Below are 18,533 nucleotides of genomic sequence, written 5' to 3' on the forward strand. Positions count from 1 at the left end.
CTCTCCGTTATCGTGAAAATAATTAGTTCAACTTATATAGCTCGTTGTTTATACTCTCTAGTTTAACATACCTGAAGCACCGTCACATCCCGATCCGAGGGTTGGAAGGTCTTTCATCTGAAAATATTTTACAGCAGCAAAAAACAAGGCCAGCATTATAGCCAACCTTGCTCTCAATTTAGCTTATATTAGTTCAAATACGTCATCGGATTCTCCGCTGTGCCGTTCTTCAGGATCTCGAAGTGTAGATGGGTTCCAGTCGAGCGTCCGGTGTTACCCATAACGCCGATGCTCTCCCCTTTTTCTACCACTTGTCCAACCTTCACACCGATGCTATTCAGATGACCATACAATGTTTCATATCCATTGCGATGGTTAATAATGATGACATTACCATAGCCACTCTTCTGTCCTGCAAAAGTAACCACGCCTTCGTCGGATGATTTCACATCCCGGTTACCTACCAGATCGACCCCTTTATGTTGACGACCCCAACGCTGTCCAAAGCTACTGCTCATCGATGCATTCGATACCGGCCAAGCAAATTCACCTGAGCCCTCACCAACGACTTTCGTTCCGCTAAGAACCACTTCGGTTACGGCGACTTTAATCACTTCCTGGCCAAGCCACTCTTCCTGTACGACTTCACCATTTTCTTTCGTTATACGATACTGCATATTTTTCAGACCGCTTTGACCTGGACGTACGACTTTGGTTGTGCCTGCTTTCAGTTCAGCACTTTTGCGTACTTCCACTTGCGGTTTAATCTCAATCTGCTCAACCACCTGCTCAACCGATTTAACGGTTACTGCTGGTTTAGGCACGGTCAGGGTCAGTTCATCTCCAATTTGAAGCGATGTTTCCTTGATGCCAGGATTATGCTGGCGAATCTCAGTTTGTGTAATTTCATACTTGGAAGCGATCGAAGAGATCGTATCTCCTTCACGAACCACATATGTTACAGGCGCGTCTTTACCAACGGTTAATGCTTTAACCGCCTCGGATACATCCCATATTTTGTTTGGATCAGCCTTCACCACATCCGTCGCTACTTCTTCCTTGATACCTACCGACTTCAGGGTTGTACTCGGTCCCTCATCTTTCTTCGAGGAGTTAGCCGATACCGACTTCGTCTTCAGCGAACTTCGCACTGCCGATGCCGATATGTACTTGTTCTGCACTTGTTCCAGGATTGCATCAGCTGTTGCCTGATCCTTCACAATGCCAATGACTTCACCGTCTACCTTAAGCTCCACACCTTTGGCATAGGCTGTCAGCATTTCGCTCAGTTTATCCAGCGTTTCGTCACTGTTCACTTCAGGTTTGTACGCTTTTACCGTTTCGGTTGTGATGCCATCCGTGTTCAGCACCATCTCTGCGTCCGGATATTTATTTTGATATTCCTCAGTTTTGTCTGTAAACAGTTGTTGTAGTTGTGCTTCATCTGCAATGGTACCAATCTCGCTACCTTTAACCATTACTTTATAGTACGGGACGGTATTTACAGTAACATATTGTTTGCCTGCGAATCCGATCGATGCCGCGATGAATACACCGCATGCTGCTGTAATGATCCATTTGCGCGAGGCCAGAACGCGCTTCTTATTCACACTGAAGGTGGACATGCTCATGTTGTTTTTGTCTTCGGCCGTCCGGTGTTCCCCGGATTGTTCGTGTACCCGGTCTTTGCCCGGTTGGCGTATGCCTCTGAAACCTTTCATGATTCTCTCCTTTTCAGCACTTCTCAGTTCGCATTTCTGTCAAGACATCACCCATCGTGTCTGTCCCATGCTAGTTGAATAATATATTTGGGTGTCCGCAAAATCAGGACTTTAGCTGCGCTCGTAAAAGTGTCAAAATTTTAACCTTTTATCACACCCGTATACTTTAACACAGGTTTTACACTCATTTCAACTCTACACATCACACCACAAAGCCGCGCCCCGCTTGGTTTTCCTGAATTATCCATAAGATAGCAAGGCTGGTCCATCCCCCATTATGCCTCAACATCCGCTATACTATGTACTTTTATTCGCAATTTAAGACTAGGTTCTAAGACCCAGTGAAATATGCTTTCTTTTTCATAAAAATACAAATAAAATCCCCCATCAGATCAGATCTGATAAGGGATTACGTAAATAACCTGTTTGTGGATTATCTTAAACTCGATTTCATCTCATGACTCAATAGAAATGAACTTTCAGATTTCTATTCTTTAACTGCAAGAATGACAAAGCGCTTCTGCTGTACTTCCCAGAATCCATTTTGCTCCATCTCGATATGAATATCCATCAATGGTTCTCGGAACTGTTCTACCTTGAAATCAGGTACTTGCCACGGGATGGTCTTCAGATAATAGACAAGTGCTCCTATATCATAGAAACGTTGTGCAGGGGTTGCTTCACATTGCTCCAGAATGCGGAATCCACTCTGCTCCAGCTGAAGAACAGCACGATCCAGCTCCCAATCAGCATAATCCGTTGGCATAGGAATCCCGAGCCGGTCGTTGATCTCTCGGCAATCTGACCAACCAACCTGTTGGGTTAGAAACAGTCCTCCTGCGGATAGAATCCGTTTAACTTCCTTTTCATCATACGACTCATGCCGATTCAGAATCAGATCGAATTCCGCATCTGCGAAAGGAAGTTGCGAATCATCAGTCACCGGAAACACCTTCACACCGAGCGGCTGTAAACGTTCCTCTGCAATAGGTATATTCGGGAGATAACCTTCGGTCGCACATGTGTATAGAGGAAGCGGAATTAGTCTGGACAGCATTTCTCCTCCACCAGTGCCCATGTCCAGCATTCGTTCCGTCTGATTCAACAATCGGCGCGCCATCGTTCCATAGGACCACGGTCACTCCCTGTTACATAGCTAAAATCCCAACCACTAAACGGCTGATCCGCTTCTCGCAGCCCTTGCTCATATCGCTCTTTAGCCGCCTTAGTAAGCTGTTCTACTGACTGTTCTGAATTAGAATGATATAAGTTCATGTTCGATAAACCTCCAATTGGTGTATTCATAAACACAGGTACATCGTATCTCTTGAATGCATCCTATGAACGGAGGTCCACGAATTGGACTGAAGGTTTCTGCAATGTTGCAAAACTGTTTTTATATGTCGTGTTCTTTACCTTTATACTTCATACGATAATCCCTCCTGAATAGACAAATTCATAAAAGTAAGCATTCCTCGCTCCAAAAACTCCAATGCTTCAACGTCTAATACTTTGTTTGTATAATTTCCAGTATTTATATAAATAAATTATATTCAATCATCATCGACAAGTCCATTACAATATAAATCAGGCGATACTCGTCTTGAGCACGCCTGCTTTCCCTGCCTATCTTATTCTGTCTGCAAAACTTCCATCAGGTTGTCGTACTCTTCACTGGTCAGGTACTTTGAGATCACTTGTTCAATCTCGCGCAGTTCCTGTTCTGTTAGGCCACCTTCCATGGCGCCTGAGATCTGTTGCATTTCTTTCTGTGGTAGCTTGTTCATGAGCAGGCTGAAGATCCGTTCCTTCTCCTCCACCGGCAGCTTATCCTTCGCTCCTGTGATGTCATCCGGCGATACGACAATGGCATTATTGTCTGAAGGAGCACTACCGCTGTTCGCTCCGGTTCCGTTCCCCGAAGCTGAGCCACTCCCCTGTGCTGTTCCAGATTCATTACCCGTGCCGCTATCCGTCCCATTGCCTGCATTCACGCCTGAGTTCGAACCTGCGGTCGAATCTGTACCTGAGTCTTCTCCTGCTCCCTCGCCTGAGCTGGCCCCCTGGGACCCACTGTTGCCTTTATCTACGCCAGATTCACCGCCTTCCGACCCGTTTCCCATAACTGAAACAGCATCTTCCGGAACCTGCTCTTCGTCCGCTCCTGTCGGCTGATCTGTTGTGCCATTCCCTGATTTGTTCCCCTCACTGGTTTTACTACCCAATGCACCCTTGAACATGGCGGTTAACCCCATGGGCTGACCTTCCCACTGAATATTGAAACTCGCAAGTAGCGATTTCGCATAGGACTGTACAATTAATCCGGTCGTGAGCAGTGTCAGTGAGCTGACCAGCAACACCGTTAGCACGATTTTGACAAACCACACAAGCAACTTCATTCCGTTCTCTCCCTCCGATTATCCCACCCGTCTAGCATGCGCATGCTGGGGTCTGTGACTCTACTGTTAACCAGTATTGACGGAAATCTCGGGATTATATCCAAAAAACATACAAAAAAACCTCCAGTCATCGCTATAAAAGCAACAACTGGAGGCTTTACTGCCTGAGTCGGCAGAGTATCCTATTTTATAATTCAAGAAACAATCTATCTATTTCTTTGATTACTCGTAGATTGGAAGAACTTGATTCGTTTGCTCACGGTTACGTCCAACGGAGAAGATGGCAATTGGAATGCCTGTCAGTTCGGAAACGCGTTTTACATAATTCTGTGTGTTCACTGGCAGGTCTTCAAGTTTCTTCGCTCCAGTGATATCTTCGCTCCAGCCTGGCATCTCTTCGTATACCGCTTCACATTCTGCCAGCATTTTGAGGCTTGCCGGATAGTGTGTGATGATCTCGCCGCGGAATTTGTATCCCGTACAGATTTTCACCGTTTCCAGACCTGTCATTACATCCAGAGAGTTGAGGGACAGACCTGTAATTCCGCTGACACGACGTGCATGACGAACAACAACACTGTCGAACCAACCCACACGACGTGGACGTCCTGTTACAGTACCGTACTCATGTCCAGTCTCACGGATTTGGTCGCCGATTGCATCATGCAATTCCGTAGGGAATGGGCCATCTCCTACACGGGTTGTGTAAGCTTTCGCTACCCCAATGACTTGCTGAATACGAGCCGGGCCTACGCCAGAACCGATACATACGCCACCTGCAGACGGATTGGATGATGTAACAAATGGATAAGTTCCTTGATCAAGGTCCAACATAACGCCTTGTGCGCCTTCAAACAATACTTTTTTGTCCTCATCAATATATTCGTTCAGAACAACCGATGTATCACGTACGTAAGGACGCAGAATTTCAGCATATCCGAGGTAATCTTGCAGAATCTCTTCCACATCAACAGGCTGGCCGCCGTAGACTTGCTCGATGACACGGTTCTTTTCTTTGACCAGATGACGCAGTTTCAGTTCGAAATCTTCAGCATCCAGCAGGTCAACCATCCGAATACCAATGCGAGCTGATTTGTCCATGTAACATGGGCCAATTCCTTTGCCAGTCGTACCGATTTTGTTCGGACCTTTGCTCTCTTCTTCGAGTGCATCCAATACCATGTGATATGGCAGGATGATATGTGCGCGCTCACTGATGGACAGGTTCTTCGTTGTGAAATCATTGTCATGAATATAGTTAATTTCTTCGATGAGTGCCTTCGGGTTGATAACCATTCCGTTACCAATAACACACGCTTTATCCGTGTAGAAAATCCCTGATGGAATCATCGTCAGTTTATATTTTTTGTTATCAATTAGAATTGTATGACCCGCATTGTTACCACCTTGATAACGAGCCACCACATCAGCGCTCTCCGCCAAATAATCCGTGATCTTACCTTTACCTTCGTCTCCCCATTGCGTTCCCACTACAACTACCGTTGACATAGTTAACATTCCTCCGTGGGTGCCTTGCGCACCTTTGTATTGGTCTGTCCGTCCTCTATCCCGGCAGGCATGTTACGCAATAAACCGACTGAGAAGCGTGCTAACGGACAGTAAAAATCTCCTTCCGTTACATTCAAGGGAAGGTTTGCGCTGCTTTAACGCAGCAGTATTAGTGTACCAGTACCCTTTTTCAAAGTCAAATCAAATGGCGAACAATTAGATATAGTACAACTGTAATGTTCGGGATTTACCCACTATTTCGACACAAAAAACCGGAGACTACAGTCCAAGCTTGCTTGACTGCTATCACCGGTTCAAGGATTCCCATTTCCATGCGAATCTATATCTGGTATTTATATCACATGTTTAAATCCAGTTACGCTAATGGTTGATCTTCGGGACAGATGATTTTGCTTCCTGATCGAAGCTGTCAGCACCTGCCCGTTACATCGCGAAGGCGTCATTGTGCGCCCTCTCGTAATTGACGAATTTATTAAAGTTTTTCAGGAAGACCAGTTCTACCGTACCTACCGGACCGTTACGCTGTTTAGCGATAATGATCTCAATAATATTTTTCTTCTCGGTCTCCTGGTTGTAGTAGTCATCCCGGTACAGGAACGCTACGATGTCGGCATCTTGCTCGATCGAACCCGATTCCCGCAAGTCACTCATCATCGGACGTTTATCCTGACGTTGCTCTACACCCCGGCTCAGCTGGGACAAGGCAATAACCGGAACTTCCAGTTCCCGGCCAATCTGTTTCAGTGTACGTGAAATCTCGGATACCTCTTGTTGACGGTTCTCCCCTGCTTTACCACGTCCGCTAATCAGTTGAAGATAGTCGATCAGGATCATGCCAAGGCCTTTCTCTTTCTTCAGACGACGGCATTTGGCACGAATATCGGCTACGGTAATCCCTGGCGTATCATCTATAAAGATGTTGGCTTCTGACAATGCTGCAATGCCCATCGTCAGCTTCTGCCAGTCTTCATCACCCTTAAAGTCACCCATACGCATAACGCTGGCATCCAGGTTGGCTTCCGCACAGATCATACGTTGCACCAGCTGGGCGGCTGACATCTCCAGACTGAAGATGGCTACCGTCTCCTGAGCCCGAATGGCTACGTTCTGAGCGATATTCAGGGCAAACGCCGTCTTACCTACAGAAGGACGGGCCGCTACAATAATCAAGTCACTGCGCTGGAATCCGGCAGTCATTTTGTCCAGATCGATAAATCCAGACGGAATGCCCGTCGTTGTTCCCTTGTTCTGATGTAGGGTTTCCACACGATCGAATACTTCCATCAGTACGTCTTGAATGGCTATAAAACCACTACTGGAGCGACGGTTGGAAATCTCCAGAATGCGACGCTCAGCTTCTCCGAGCATAGCTGCAACATCTTCGCCGCCTGTATATCCTTCGCTCACGATCTGTGTTGCCGTACGAATCAGGCGACGCAGCATCGATTTCTCTTCGATAATCTGAGCGTAATAGTCTACGTTCGCGGCTGTAGGTACACCATGAGCCAGCTTCGCCAGATAACTAACGCCGCCAATGTCCTCCAGCTCACCTTTATCCTTCAGAAGCGAAGTCAGTGTCACGAGGTCAATCGGTTGATTTCCCTCACCAAGCTGGATCATCGCTTCAAAGATTAATTGATGGGGCTTATCATAGAAATCCTCGGTTTGCACCCGTTCCATCGCTGTAATCAGGGCTTCGCCCTGCAACAGGATTGCACCCAGCACGGCCTGTTCGGCTTCCAGGTTCTGCGGGGGAATCCGGTCGAATAACATTTCGCCGCCCATCTTACTCTTCCGTTACCTGTACCTTCAAGGTTGCCTTCACTTCAGGGTGAACCTTGACAGTTACTTGTGTTACGCCGAGTGTACGAATAGGCTCGTCCAGCTCAATTTTGCGTTTGTCTACTTTCAGACCTTTTTTAGACAAAGCTTCTGCAATCTGTTTGCTGGTAATGGCACCAAACAGACGACCACCTTCGCCGGACTTGGCTTTCAGTTCAGTCACTTCTGCTTCCAGCTTCTTCGCGAGTGCTTCCGCTTCTGCTTTCTCTTCTTGTTTGATTCTTTCTTCAGCAGCCTTCTGGTTATCCAAAGTCTTCATGTTGCCATCTGTTGCTGGACGTGCGATTCCCCGTGGCAGTAGGAAGTTCTGTGCGTAGCCCTCAGATACTTCTTTCACTTGCCCTTTCTTGCCTTGACCCTTCATATCTTTTATAAAAATGACTTTCATTCGAACAGCCCCTCTTCCTTTTCGATTTCAGCCAGTACGTTCGTCAGCCGTTTTTCTGCCTCTCCAAGCGTTCCTTCAAGCTGTACGGCAGCATTGGTTAAATGTCCGCCACCGCCCAGTCGTTCCATGACAACTTGAACATTCATGCGCCCCAGCGATCTCGCGCTGATGCCAATCAGTCCATCCGGACGCTCACTAATCACAAATGAAGCGACCACGTCAGTCATATTCAGCAATGTGTCCGCCACCTGGGCGATCATCATCTGTGGAATCTTGCTGCCAGGGTCCGTGACCGCCAGCGCAATGTTCCCGTATACCATTTTAGCATGCTTTATGATTTCTGCCTTAGCAATATATTCTGACAGATCCTCTTTCATCAACCGTTGGATCATAATGGTGTCTGCACCACTGCGACGCAGGAAGCCTGCCGCCTCGAACGTTCTGGACCCGGTGTGCAGTGCAAAATGCTTCGTATCCACCGTAATCCCGGCAAGTAGAGCCGTAGCTTCCAGCGGAGTGAATTGTACCTTGTCATGAATGTATTGCAAAAGTTCAGTTACCAGTTCCGCAGCAGAGGACGCATAAGGCTCCAGATAGATCAACACCGCGTCATTGATGAACTCTTCACCTCGGCGATGATGGTCCACAACCACGACACGGGTTGCAGACTGTACCAATTTCGGCTCCATGGTCATGGAGGCCTTATGCGTATCCACCACCACCAACAGCGTGTGCTCGGTCATCATCTGGGTTGCCTGTTCTGGTGATACGAATGCTTTGGACAACTTCTCGTCCTTGTTCACCTGCTCCATCATGCGTTCAATCGATGGATTAATTCCATCCAGAACAATCCGCGCTTCCACGTTGTACAGACTGGCCGCTTTCCACACCCCGATGGACGCGCCGATCGCGTCCATATCCGGAATTTTGTGGCCCATGATAAGTACCCGATCACTCTCCTGCATCAAATCACGCAGCGCATGAGCAATAACGCGGGCTCTGACCCGTGTCCGTTTCTCCACTGCATTGGACTTGCCCCCATAGAAAGACAGGCGTTGCCCGGACTTCACAGCAGCCTGATCGCCACCACGTCCGAGTGCCATGTCCAGACTGGACTGTGCCAGTTCTCCCATCTCACTGATGCTATCCGATCCAAATGCCAGTCCTACACTGAGTGTCATTGGCACTTTGAGGTCAGCAGTCATCTCCCGAACTTCATCCAAAATGACAAATCGGCTCTGCTCCAGTTCCTGCAAAGACTTATGGTTCAGCATCAACAGATACCGATCAGAAGATAGACGACGCAGGTACACTTCGTACCGCTTGGCCCATGACGTAATCTCACTGGTCACACGGGCAATTAGCGCTGTACGCTGCTGGTCGTCCATGCCCTGGGCAGCCTCGTCCAGATTATCCAGAACAAGAATACCCAATGCAAGGCGCTCATTTTCATATTTATCACGAAGAATGGCTAGCTCCGTAATCTCGTATACATATACATACCGCTCCTGCGGGTTATGAATAACTCCATAATGCCGATCATCCAACTGGAATTCGTCATGAAACTCCTTGGATGAATGTTCCTTGGTCCCATCCTTCTTCTCTTTAGGCTGAGGAAGTTTGGGAAACAAATTAAGTAGCGGATTACCCACCATTGTCTTCTCCTGGAACATCTCCGCGACAAAGCGGTTATGCCACTCTACCGTACGATCTTCGCTGTACAGCACAATTCCGAATGGAAGCATGCTGACCGCTTCCCCTTCCATCCGTTTGATCCGAATAGATAGGCCATTAATGTAGTCGTTAAGCTCACGGCGGAACGCGAGCTCCGCCTTAATCATGACGATTCCCAGCGCCGAAGCCAGTATCAGACTAATCAAACCAAGCGTCCAGTTATAGATGGTAACGAACATCACGAGCAACAGCAGCAGTATGAACGCCCATACGGTATAGTAGCCGTGCCAGCGTTTCTTCAGAAATTTAGGCATGACTCATCACCCTATCGTTTTGATTTCGATATTGCCTCACGAAGCGGGAACGCCAGATCGATAATTCCGATAATCCGAAGCGGACCAATGAAGAAGACCGCAACTGCAAGAAAATACGGTATAACCGGATTCCATTTCTTTGTATGTGAGAGAAAGAAGAAGAAGCCGATCGCTTGAATCATGAAGCCCAGATTGATCAATGGCGACAGATTCATGGCAATCATGGTCCAGTACGTTCCATCACTTTGTCTAGAGATGACTTCGATCAACAAGGCGAGGAAATAATACCAGATCAGCGCACGCGGCATACGCCACTCTCTCGCTGGTGGAAGCTTCGATACCGTCACACCCATCACGTTCAGAATCGGACGAGCAATAACGTGTGTGATGAAGGCCATTACCATCGATGTAACAACGAGGGCAAAAGGAATCATAAGCTGCGTTTGTTTGGCAACATCCTCGGTCATCTCAGGGGTCCATGCAAACCCGTTAATCATCTGATTGGATGTATTCGTTAACGGTTCAATGGTCAGTCTGACCACATCTTCAATGTAGCTAGACAGGTCGAATTGGAAAATGACACTTCCGACCAAGAGCAACAATAAGTATTCTGCCAGCATCGTGCCACTTCCCGCCATAAGCGTGAACAGGGCCGATTTACGTGTTTTATACGCGTGACCCATAACGAGCGCAGGCAAGGTAAAGATAAGCAATAGCAGCAGATAGATCGGATGGAATATCACCAAAATAACGGCTAAGGGCACGAGATGCCATATAAATGATTTTAAAGATAATGAAGCATACAAAATAACTCCCGGAATCATCATAAAAAATATGGCAAGTACCGATAAAGGAGTTAACAGCGAAAGTAACAGGAGCAGATAGACTGCACTCCAAACAGCTGATTTAAAGCTAAATTTCAACAAATTCACCTCTTACGCATATGATCTTCTAGCGCGGAAATATCCTGGTACCAGTCTTCAAGCTGGTGACCTTCCTGTTTATGCTTTTTCAACTTCTCAACAAGCAGTGCATCCAGATCCTTGAAAGGAATACCGAGCCTGCGGCCCAATATGTAACTACTCATAATCAAACTGGCAAGACTGTCTCCGATTCGAGTTGTACTGCCTTCCCATAACGCCTTGAATAATCGGGATACTTGATCAAGTACTTCGGTTTTAAGCCATTCAATCACTTTAGCGCGTTTGGCTACATCCAGTTCTTTAGGCATTTGGCGAAAGTCACTCTCCCCCGAAAAAGCTTTATTCTCGATTATAGCATAAAAAGAGGGCCCGCAAAATTACCCCAAAAAGCGGAGAAGTTCTCCGAAACTGATGTCAGGTACTTATGCGGAGTCCTCCGTACATCCAATCGACATATATACTTGTAAAAAAACTTCGAATGCGCCCTTGGTTCAGGACTTCTTAAGTTTAACATGATACCGGACGGCTGTGATTATCCCTGCTGTCACAATAATGTTTATATTCGTTACGGCTTACTTGGCCTTAATCGATTCTTTGGCTACAATGCCTTCGCAGTACTCAATAATCTGACTCCGTCTGACAATACCAATGAACCGCTCCATATCATCCACCACAGGAACAAAGTTCTGAACTTTTGCCAGATTAATCAGGTCTTCCATATTGGCATCAATAGAAACGGGCTTAATATCCAGGCGAAGCGGAACGTCTTTGAGCAAGAACTTTGAAGCGTTTTCAAATGAAATCTTTCCCTCGGCATTCTTCATATACCACAATAAGTCGCCTTCGGTAACCGTACCAATATATTTGCCTTCCTTATTCAAAATGGGCACCGCCGTAAACCGATGATACTCCATCCGTTCCAACGTTTGCCGCAGCGTAGAATCCGACGTCACGCATGTAACCTCTTGTTTGGGCAGCAAAAAAAATGCGATGTTCATACCCTTACGTATCCTCCTTGTGAATTTCTTCGTTCAACTTATCTCGCTCAACTTATATTATACGGATCAGGACGCAGGATGTTCCAAAAGGATCATGGATCTCACTACAAAGAAAAAAACAGCAGCCCGCGAATAAACGTACTGCTGATTGTGGTCTACAACAAACCATCGGTATGGAATTGATTATTCAATCATTTGCCGATCAGGGATCATTACTTCACCGGCTGGGGTTGATTGATCCATCCAGTTGTTAATCAGCTCTTTGGCATATTGGACATCTTTCTCGTCAGCACGGCCATAATAGATACCATCTTTGCGCATTCCCTCACCCAGAATGGTGAAGCTTGAGATCTGTGGTTTCTCCTGAGTAAGTACCTGTTTAGCCAGATCAATAATGAAAGAAGCTCGCATATCCGTCTGGAAGCTGTCTCCCATGATCTGAATCAATTCCGGAATTTTGGCGATTTGATTCAAATTCAGCATCTCATTCGCCATCGCGTTCAGGAAAATCTGCTGCCGCTTCGTACGATTAAAATCGCTATCCTCACGGTATCTTACATAATACAGTGCTTCCTGCCCGTCATAGATCGGCTTGCCGCCTTCAATCGTGAATTGCACATGATTCGGGTCCTTGTTCACAATGTCCTCATCAATCGGCAGTTTTACACCACCCAGCGCATCAACGACTTTTTTGATGCCGTCGAAGTTGATCGTTGCATAGTAACCTACATCGGCATTAAGGAATTTCTCCACGGTATTGATGGACATATTCTCCCCACCAAAAGCATAGGCATGCGCCAGCTTATCATAATCATCTTCGCCGTCCTTGTTCGCATCCCGTCCCACAATCTGCACATACGTGTCACGTGGAATGGACACCAATAGTACACGGGACTCTTTTGGACGAACTACAGCGTAGATCACTGTATCTGAACGTCCACGCGTCTTCTCATAGGCGCGTTTGTCCGAACCCAGCAGTAACACCGAGAAAGGTTCCTTGCGATATACCGTTGGATCAGGCGTATTGTTGCCTTCCTGCGGTACATAAGAGCGGGATAGCTGATCTTCTACCGAACCGGCGAGAAACAGATCAAATGCCGCTACAGCCAGCTGTTGACGGAACAAATAGCCCCCGATTAACAAAACAACAAGCGAAACGAGCGTTATATATAGGCCTTTTCTTCTTTTCTTCTTCTTATCTTTAGTTCTGCTTTTCATCCATTGATTCCTTCTTCACTATCAAAATGATAATCCATAATACCAATTAAACGTCTGGGATGCCTTGTGACTCGGTGTTCTCTGAAGTTTTCTCTATCTGGAATCAAGACACCGCTTACGCTCGTTCTATTGTAATCATTGCGGGGAGATGAAAAGTTACAATCCGGTTAAATTGAAAAGAACAGCGACTCCTTTTTTAGTTACAAAAGGTGCACTGTTCTCTTCATTTCCACACGCTCTCGAATCAGTTCGTGGATATACTTTCCACATGATGGCTTTTCTCTTTTTGACGGAGACGTCCCGTTATCAGCGCAGCTACCAGCGTAAGCACACTGAATACGACCGCAGACCAGAAGAGACCATTGTAACCCTGACCTGTCGTTTGATGCACTGCCTGAAGCAAGACATCTCGGATACCTTCATCAGGAATTTGGGACAGGCCCTCTGTCAGACTGGACACATCACTCCCGGATGATCCACCCGAGGCATATTGCTCCAGCATCTCAGGCGGCACCTGAATTCCTTTATTAGCAAACCCTGCCTGAATGTTGGACCCCAAATTAATGAAAGAACGTGCCAGGAATCCGGCAAAAATCGTAGGTGCAATAGCCATAGCCATCTGGCGGAATAACGAACTGGTCGCTACCGCGATGCCTTTGTTGTTCTCTCCCGCCTGTTCCGTGACAAGTACGTTAACTGGCGCACCAAGCATCATGCCGAAGCCGATACCTACGAGCGTACTCGCGATGACAAATTGCCAGATATGCTCAACCCATAGCGGGAACAGCAAGAATCCAATGGCGGATAGCAGCCCCGCAACCGATAACGTCCAGATTGGCCCTTTGCGGTCAACGAGGTATCCCCCTCCGCCTGCCCCAATGCCGGATGCCAGCGCGAGCGGAGTAAACCAGTACCCGGAGGCCGTATTGGATACGCCAAGATATTGCTCAACAAATCCGGGAATAAAGATCACTGAGGCCAAAATAGCTCCAGAGAAAAAGGCAATCAGCAGCGTCCATCTAAAGGACGCGATACCCAGAAGCTGTGTCGATACAACAGGTTCACGTTCAGATCCTTCCAGTCTTTTTTCCATGAAGTAAAAGAGCACCAGAATGATCACACCTGCCAAGAAGAAACCGTAGAACATCGGTGACCCCAGGCTTTGAAGCATGTTCACACCATCCAGATTGCTGAAGCTATACATTAAACTGAGTACACCTAGTGTCAGGACAGCGATACCGCTCCAGTCCACTGCTGCACGGTTCAGTTCCTGCTCTTCATGAATAAATCGAATACCTGCAATGAATAGCAAAATGGCAATGGGTACGTTGATCAGGAATAACCAATGCCAGTTGCCCGTAACGTCCAGTATAAAAGCACCAACATTGGGCCCCAAAATAGCGGCAACACCATTCATACCTCCAAGCAGACCCAAAGCTGTACCTTGACGCTCCACTGGGAACTTGCTTAATACGTATGAGCTGGCAATGATAAAGATCCCCCCACCGCCCAAAGCTTGAATGACACGAGCGATCAGGAAGAAGGTAAACGATGTGCTTAGCGCGACCAGCAGCGAACCAATTCCGAACAACGCCACTTCAATCAAAAATAGTTTCTTGCGACCATAACGGTCCGACAGCTTGCCCGCAATAGGAACACTCACCGCAAGTCCAAGCGTGTAGAGCGTAATCGTCCACGCTCCCCACGTTGGTGACACACCAAACGATGCATTTAAGGTGGTCAGTGACGAGGTGATGATCCCATTATCCAGTGCGGCCATAAATACCCCTATGGCAAACAGGATCAGCGGCCATTTCATTTGTTTTTGCATCACATGTTACCTCCCGATCAGATCTTAAATTCAGTATCGTACAGTTGGTTTGGTACATATATATTAAACCGAATTGAATAATAATGACTCACTGGTCATTTTAAAACAAAAGAAATCCATATGTCAATTTAATAATATGGTTATCTAACTCATTTTACCTCTGATCCAATAAAATAAAGCTGCCCACAGATTCGGTTGAACCTGCGGGACAGCCCTCATATCTAAACGTACTATGGCTGCATCAGATGACGATTCAGGAATTTCTCAATCGCGCGGTACAGATCAAGCTGATTCTCCACGTTTGCGAAGCCATGACCTTCATTGGTCTTTAACATATATGGCACATCGACTCCACGCTTGCGTAATGCTTCAACGATCTGGTCTGACTCGGCTTGTTTGACACGTGGATCATTAGCGCCCTGAACCACAAATAATGGAGCCTTCATCTGATCGATGTGGAAGAGTGGTGAAATGGCTGTTAACAGTTCCTTGTCCTTCTCAGGATCTCCTACACGTTCATAGAACATGCTGCGCTCCGATTCCCAGTAAGGTGGCAGTGAATCCAGAAGCGTGAAAATGTTGGAAGGTCCGACATAGCTAATACCAGCAGCATAGACGTCCGGTGTGAATGCCAGTCCTGCCAGAGCGGCGTATCCGCCGTAAGATCCACCATAGATCGCTACGCGCTTCGGATCAACCGTTCCCTCTGCAACCAGCCAGTTCACGCCGTCTGTGAGGTCATTCTGCATGGCTTTACCCCACTCTTTATTACCTGCATCCAAGAATTCCTTACCGTACCCCGTAGAGCCACGGAAGTTCACCTGTAGAACGGCATAGCCGCGACTTGCCAGGAATTGAATCTCAGGATTGAAGCCCCATGAATCACGAGCCCAAGGGCCACCATGTGGAACAACAACCAGTGGCAAGTCGGAAGCCTCCGCTCCTTGAGGCAGTGTCAGATAACCATGAAGGGTTAGACCGTCACGTGACTTATACGTAATGGGCTTCATGTCCGACATTTGGCTCTCATCAATCCAAGGTGCAGCGTCAGCCAGTTTATCGAGTTTGCCTGTTTTGGAATCGTAGAAATAATACGTACCCATCGTTTTGTCGTTATAGGCTACAAACAGTACCTGGCCTTCCTCGCTTGCATTGCTAATGCTAACTTCCTTGCCTGGGACTTTCGCTTTGATATCCTGCATTAACGTTTTGAACTCTTGATCAAAGAATTCATAGTTCACTTTGTCTGTCTCATACACAGCAGCAAGAATGGTTCCCTTTTCTTTGGAAGGGATGAAACTGCTTACATCCACATCTTTATTTTCATAAACGGTTTTGGTTACCTTCTTGCTGCTTGGACTGTACTCTACAATTGCCGTTTTGTCTCGCTCCAAGTTGGACACAGCATAAATGTTTTTATTATCGTACGTGAACATGACTGGAGCAAAAGTCTCTCCCAGCTTCGTAGTCAGTAGCGGCTCAAACGGCTGATTCTCTGATTCACGATACAGCAACGAAGACACATTTCCATCGCTGGATACGGCAACACGAATGTTGCCTTCGTGATCCGTCAGCCAGCCCGTAATATTGCCTGGATTCTCTGCGGCAAGTACAGCCTCCCCAGTCTTGATGTTAACACGATACACATCGAAAATGCGTGGATCACGCTTGTTCATGCCTACCAGAATCTCATCTGGAATATTCTCAAGCGGATCTACCAGGATGGCTCTTGTGTTAGGATACGGCGTCAGATCCTTGCTGTTTTTACCATCGATATCCGTGACATATATATGGTAATTCTCATCGCCTGCCTTATCTTGTACGTAGAGCAGCTTGTCATTGGTTGCCCAGGCAAATCCTGCAATATTACGTTCTGTTTCGCTTGTAATGCGCACAGGCTTATCCTGACCGTTTGCAGTAACTACGATATTCATACGGTTGTTCCACGGCTCCAGGTAGGCGAGATGCTTACCGTCCGGTGACATCTGGAACCCTGCCTGAGCAGGCTGTTTGAAGAAGTCCTCCAGAGGTGTAAGACCATCCGATTTCACATCGAGCCCTAGCGCGAGATACAGTGCATCTGCGAATTCGCCATGAGTCACCGATTGTTTGGCATTAAATGCACTACCTTCGATAATAAAATGCTGCTTAACCCGTGCAGCATCATTCGCATGTACAGCTGGAATCTGATCAGAATCACTGTATACGACCTGGATTCCATTATCCTTCAATTCGAATGCACGCGTAAACAACGATGCCATTTGTGCACGTGTAAGTGGCGCATCCGGGGCATAGCCTTTAGCCTTCCCTTGAATTAATCCGCCTTGCTTCAGAGCGTAGATGGCAGACGCAGCTTCATTCTCCGGCGTAACATCTGCAAAACCTGTAAGTGCTGCAGGCGCATCCAGTTTAAGTACACGTTGCAGAATGATTGCTGCCTCCGCGCGAGTGATTGGAGTCGTTAACTCTGTGATTTCATCTATGTATCCCAGTTGCTGTAGTGTTCGTGTCGCCTTGGAAGCAATGGCCTCCGAGACTGCCGCTGTGGGTTTTACGGCTTCTGCCGCTTGTACAGCTGGTTGAATCAGTGCAATGGACATGGCTATGGTAAGCGTGAGAGCGTATACCTTTTTACCAATCGCGTTCAAACGATTTCCCCCTTTAAAGTGAATTACAGAATAATATGGAATTATACGTAAGTCATTTTACCATGATTAACCACGAGTTAATAGCGAGAAGAGTCGCCTTGATGATGTCCATGTTCATACGTTATTTCGAACCGGAGAATCCATAGTTGAACAACTTCCGCGTCTCCACAAAACGCCCTTCACGAGTATCTGTTCCAAATACAACGGAAATCAGTCTTTTGCCATCACGTTCAGCTGTCCCAACAAAATGATACCCGGAATCTTCATCATACCCGGTCTTCAATCCGTCATTCCCATCGTAAGCATACGGCCCACCAATGGAGGACAACATCCAGTTCGTGTTACTCATGTACATTCCTTTTTGATGCATCGATACTTGCATTTGACTGGAGACTCTTAAGATATCGGGATGGTTATTCAGCAGATATCGCGCAAGCTTGCATGCATCTATAGCCGTCATTATGGTCTGCCCTTGTATTTCCGTCGGACGATTAGGACCAAGCAGCTTTTCACTCAGGCCAGTTGAATTCGTGAATTGTGTATCCTCAGAAAGCCCAATCTGAGTTGCTTTTTGGTTCATCTGTTGCACAAACTTATGCTCTGTACCACTGATGTGTTCAGCCAGAGCAACCGCTGCATCATTCGCTGAATAGACAGCTACAATCTGGAATAAATCCTTTACTGTTAATTGCTCACCCTGTTTCAGAGTCAGCTGACTCCCCCCCACCGAACTGGCGTACAGACTCACATTAACAAGATCATCCCAGCTTATATCTCCATTAATCACAGCTTCCATCACAAGCAGTTCTGTCATCAACTTACTGACGCCCGCCGGTGCAATCTCTTCTGATCCGTTAAAATCCATTAAGATCTGTTCGGAGTTCATATCCATCAATACAGCAGATTCAGCTTTAATTCCCGGTTTGCCTACCAGCATGTCCGGTTTCACACCTAAATATATAATGAGCAGTAGAGCCAGCAGCATACCTGCCCGTTTCCACCATTTTTTCATAAGATGATCACCTCTTACCTATATAGACGAAGTGA

Annotated in this window: 13 protein-coding genes and 1 pseudogene; all 14 read right to left on the reverse strand. The window is 46.8% G+C overall.

From position 1 onward, the window contains the following. Positions 1 to 188: 188 nt before the first annotated feature. A complete protein-coding gene (locus OM416_RS16960) occupies positions 189 to 1,721 on the reverse strand; it encodes a peptidoglycan DD-metalloendopeptidase family protein (protein WP_264931373.1) in 1,533 nt (510 codons plus the stop codon). Positions 1,722 to 2,208: 487 nt separating this feature from the next. Continuing rightward, a pseudogene (locus tag OM416_RS16965) lies at positions 2,209 to 2,996 on the reverse strand (class I SAM-dependent methyltransferase). A gap of 356 nt (positions 2,997 to 3,352) precedes the next feature. Next, entirely contained in the window at positions 3,353 to 4,120 is a 768-nt protein-coding gene (locus tag OM416_RS16970) for a hypothetical protein (RefSeq protein ID WP_264931375.1), read from the reverse strand. A gap of 222 nt (positions 4,121 to 4,342) precedes the next feature. Next, positions 4,343 to 5,629 carry an adenylosuccinate synthase gene (locus OM416_RS16975; RefSeq protein ID WP_264931377.1) on the reverse strand — a complete coding sequence of 429 codons (1,287 nt, stop codon included), beginning with the start codon at positions 5,627 to 5,629 and terminating at the stop codon, positions 4,343 to 4,345. A gap of 444 nt (positions 5,630 to 6,073) precedes the next feature. Continuing rightward, the gene (gene dnaB, locus OM416_RS16980; protein ID WP_036611922.1) at positions 6,074 to 7,435 is read right to left on the reverse strand and encodes a replicative DNA helicase; all 1,362 of its coding nucleotides are present in this window, start codon (positions 7,433 to 7,435) and stop codon (positions 6,074 to 6,076) included. A 1-nt stretch (position 7,436) separates the two neighbouring features. Further along, on the reverse strand, positions 7,437 to 7,880 hold the full coding sequence (gene rplI, locus OM416_RS16985; protein WP_062836541.1) for a 50S ribosomal protein L9: 444 nt from the start codon (positions 7,878 to 7,880) through the stop codon (positions 7,437 to 7,439). After that, on the reverse strand, positions 7,877 to 9,868 hold the full coding sequence (locus tag OM416_RS16990) for a DHH family phosphoesterase (RefSeq protein ID WP_074092888.1): 1,992 nt from the start codon (positions 9,866 to 9,868) through the stop codon (positions 7,877 to 7,879). Before OM416_RS16990 ends, rplI begins: the two co-directional genes overlap by 4 nt. An 11-nt stretch (positions 9,869 to 9,879) precedes the next feature. After that, positions 9,880 to 10,791, reverse strand: coding sequence for a YybS family protein (locus OM416_RS16995; protein ID WP_264931382.1), 912 nt, complete (start codon positions 10,789 to 10,791; stop codon positions 9,880 to 9,882). A 5-nt stretch (positions 10,792 to 10,796) separates the two neighbouring features. Next, a complete protein-coding gene (locus tag OM416_RS17000; protein WP_017691445.1) occupies positions 10,797 to 11,099 on the reverse strand; it encodes a MazG-like family protein in 303 nt (100 codons plus the stop codon). A 264-nt stretch (positions 11,100 to 11,363) separates the two neighbouring features. Further along, positions 11,364 to 11,789, reverse strand: coding sequence for a CBS domain-containing protein (locus OM416_RS17005; RefSeq protein WP_062836539.1), 426 nt, complete (start codon positions 11,787 to 11,789; stop codon positions 11,364 to 11,366). 183 nt (positions 11,790 to 11,972) lie between these two features. Next, the gene (locus OM416_RS17010; RefSeq protein WP_076332209.1) at positions 11,973 to 13,007 is read right to left on the reverse strand and encodes an LCP family protein; all 1,035 of its coding nucleotides are present in this window, start codon (positions 13,005 to 13,007) and stop codon (positions 11,973 to 11,975) included. A 244-nt stretch (positions 13,008 to 13,251) separates the two neighbouring features. Continuing rightward, positions 13,252 to 14,838, reverse strand: a complete 1,587-nt coding sequence (locus tag OM416_RS17015; protein ID WP_264931388.1) for an MFS transporter — start codon at positions 14,836 to 14,838, stop codon at positions 13,252 to 13,254. 230 nt (positions 14,839 to 15,068) lie between these two features. Then, positions 15,069 to 17,486 (reverse strand): alpha/beta fold hydrolase, encoded by a 2,418-nt coding sequence (locus OM416_RS17020; RefSeq protein ID WP_264931390.1) that lies wholly within the window; start codon positions 17,484 to 17,486, stop codon positions 15,069 to 15,071. Positions 17,487 to 17,607: 121 nt separating this feature from the next. Further along, positions 17,608 to 18,498 carry a D-alanyl-D-alanine carboxypeptidase family protein gene (locus OM416_RS17025; RefSeq protein ID WP_264931393.1) on the reverse strand — a complete coding sequence of 297 codons (891 nt, stop codon included), beginning with the start codon at positions 18,496 to 18,498 and terminating at the stop codon, positions 17,608 to 17,610. Between the last annotated feature and the right edge of the window lie 35 nt (positions 18,499 to 18,533).

The organism is Paenibacillus sp. LS1, assembly GCF_026013365.1.
Taxonomy (GTDB): Bacteria; Bacillota; Bacilli; order Paenibacillales; family Paenibacillaceae; genus Paenibacillus.

What these genes read in the sequence shown, in the direction of transcription:
- OM416_RS16960 (WP_264931373.1), bottom strand. Translation starts at nt 1,721, where the DNA reads ATGAAAGGTTTCAGAGGCATACGCCAACCGGGCAAAGACCGGGTACAC.
- OM416_RS16970 (WP_264931375.1), bottom strand. Translation starts at nt 4,120, where the DNA reads ATGAAGTTGCTTGTGTGGTTTGTCAAAATCGTGCTAACGGTGTTGCTG.
- OM416_RS16975 (WP_264931377.1), bottom strand. Translation starts at nt 5,629, where the DNA reads ATGTCAACGGTAGTTGTAGTGGGAACGCAATGGGGAGACGAAGGTAAA.
- dnaB (WP_036611922.1), bottom strand. Translation starts at nt 7,435, where the DNA reads ATGGGCGGCGAAATGTTATTCGACCGGATTCCCCCGCAGAACCTGGAA.
- rplI (WP_062836541.1), bottom strand. Translation starts at nt 7,880, where the DNA reads ATGAAAGTCATTTTTATAAAAGATATGAAGGGTCAAGGCAAGAAAGGG.
- OM416_RS16990 (WP_074092888.1), bottom strand. Translation starts at nt 9,868, where the DNA reads ATGCCTAAATTTCTGAAGAAACGCTGGCACGGCTACTATACCGTATGG.
- OM416_RS17000 (WP_017691445.1), bottom strand. Translation starts at nt 11,099, where the DNA reads ATGCCTAAAGAACTGGATGTAGCCAAACGCGCTAAAGTGATTGAATGG.
- OM416_RS17005 (WP_062836539.1), bottom strand. Translation starts at nt 11,789, where the DNA reads ATGAACATCGCATTTTTTTTGCTGCCCAAACAAGAGGTTACATGCGTG.
- OM416_RS17010 (WP_076332209.1), bottom strand. Translation starts at nt 13,007, where the DNA reads ATGAAAAGCAGAACTAAAGATAAGAAGAAGAAAAGAAGAAAAGGCCTA.
- OM416_RS17015 (WP_264931388.1), bottom strand. Translation starts at nt 14,838, where the DNA reads ATGCAAAAACAAATGAAATGGCCGCTGATCCTGTTTGCCATAGGGGTA.
- OM416_RS17025 (WP_264931393.1), bottom strand. Translation starts at nt 18,498, where the DNA reads ATGAAAAAATGGTGGAAACGGGCAGGTATGCTGCTGGCTCTACTGCTC.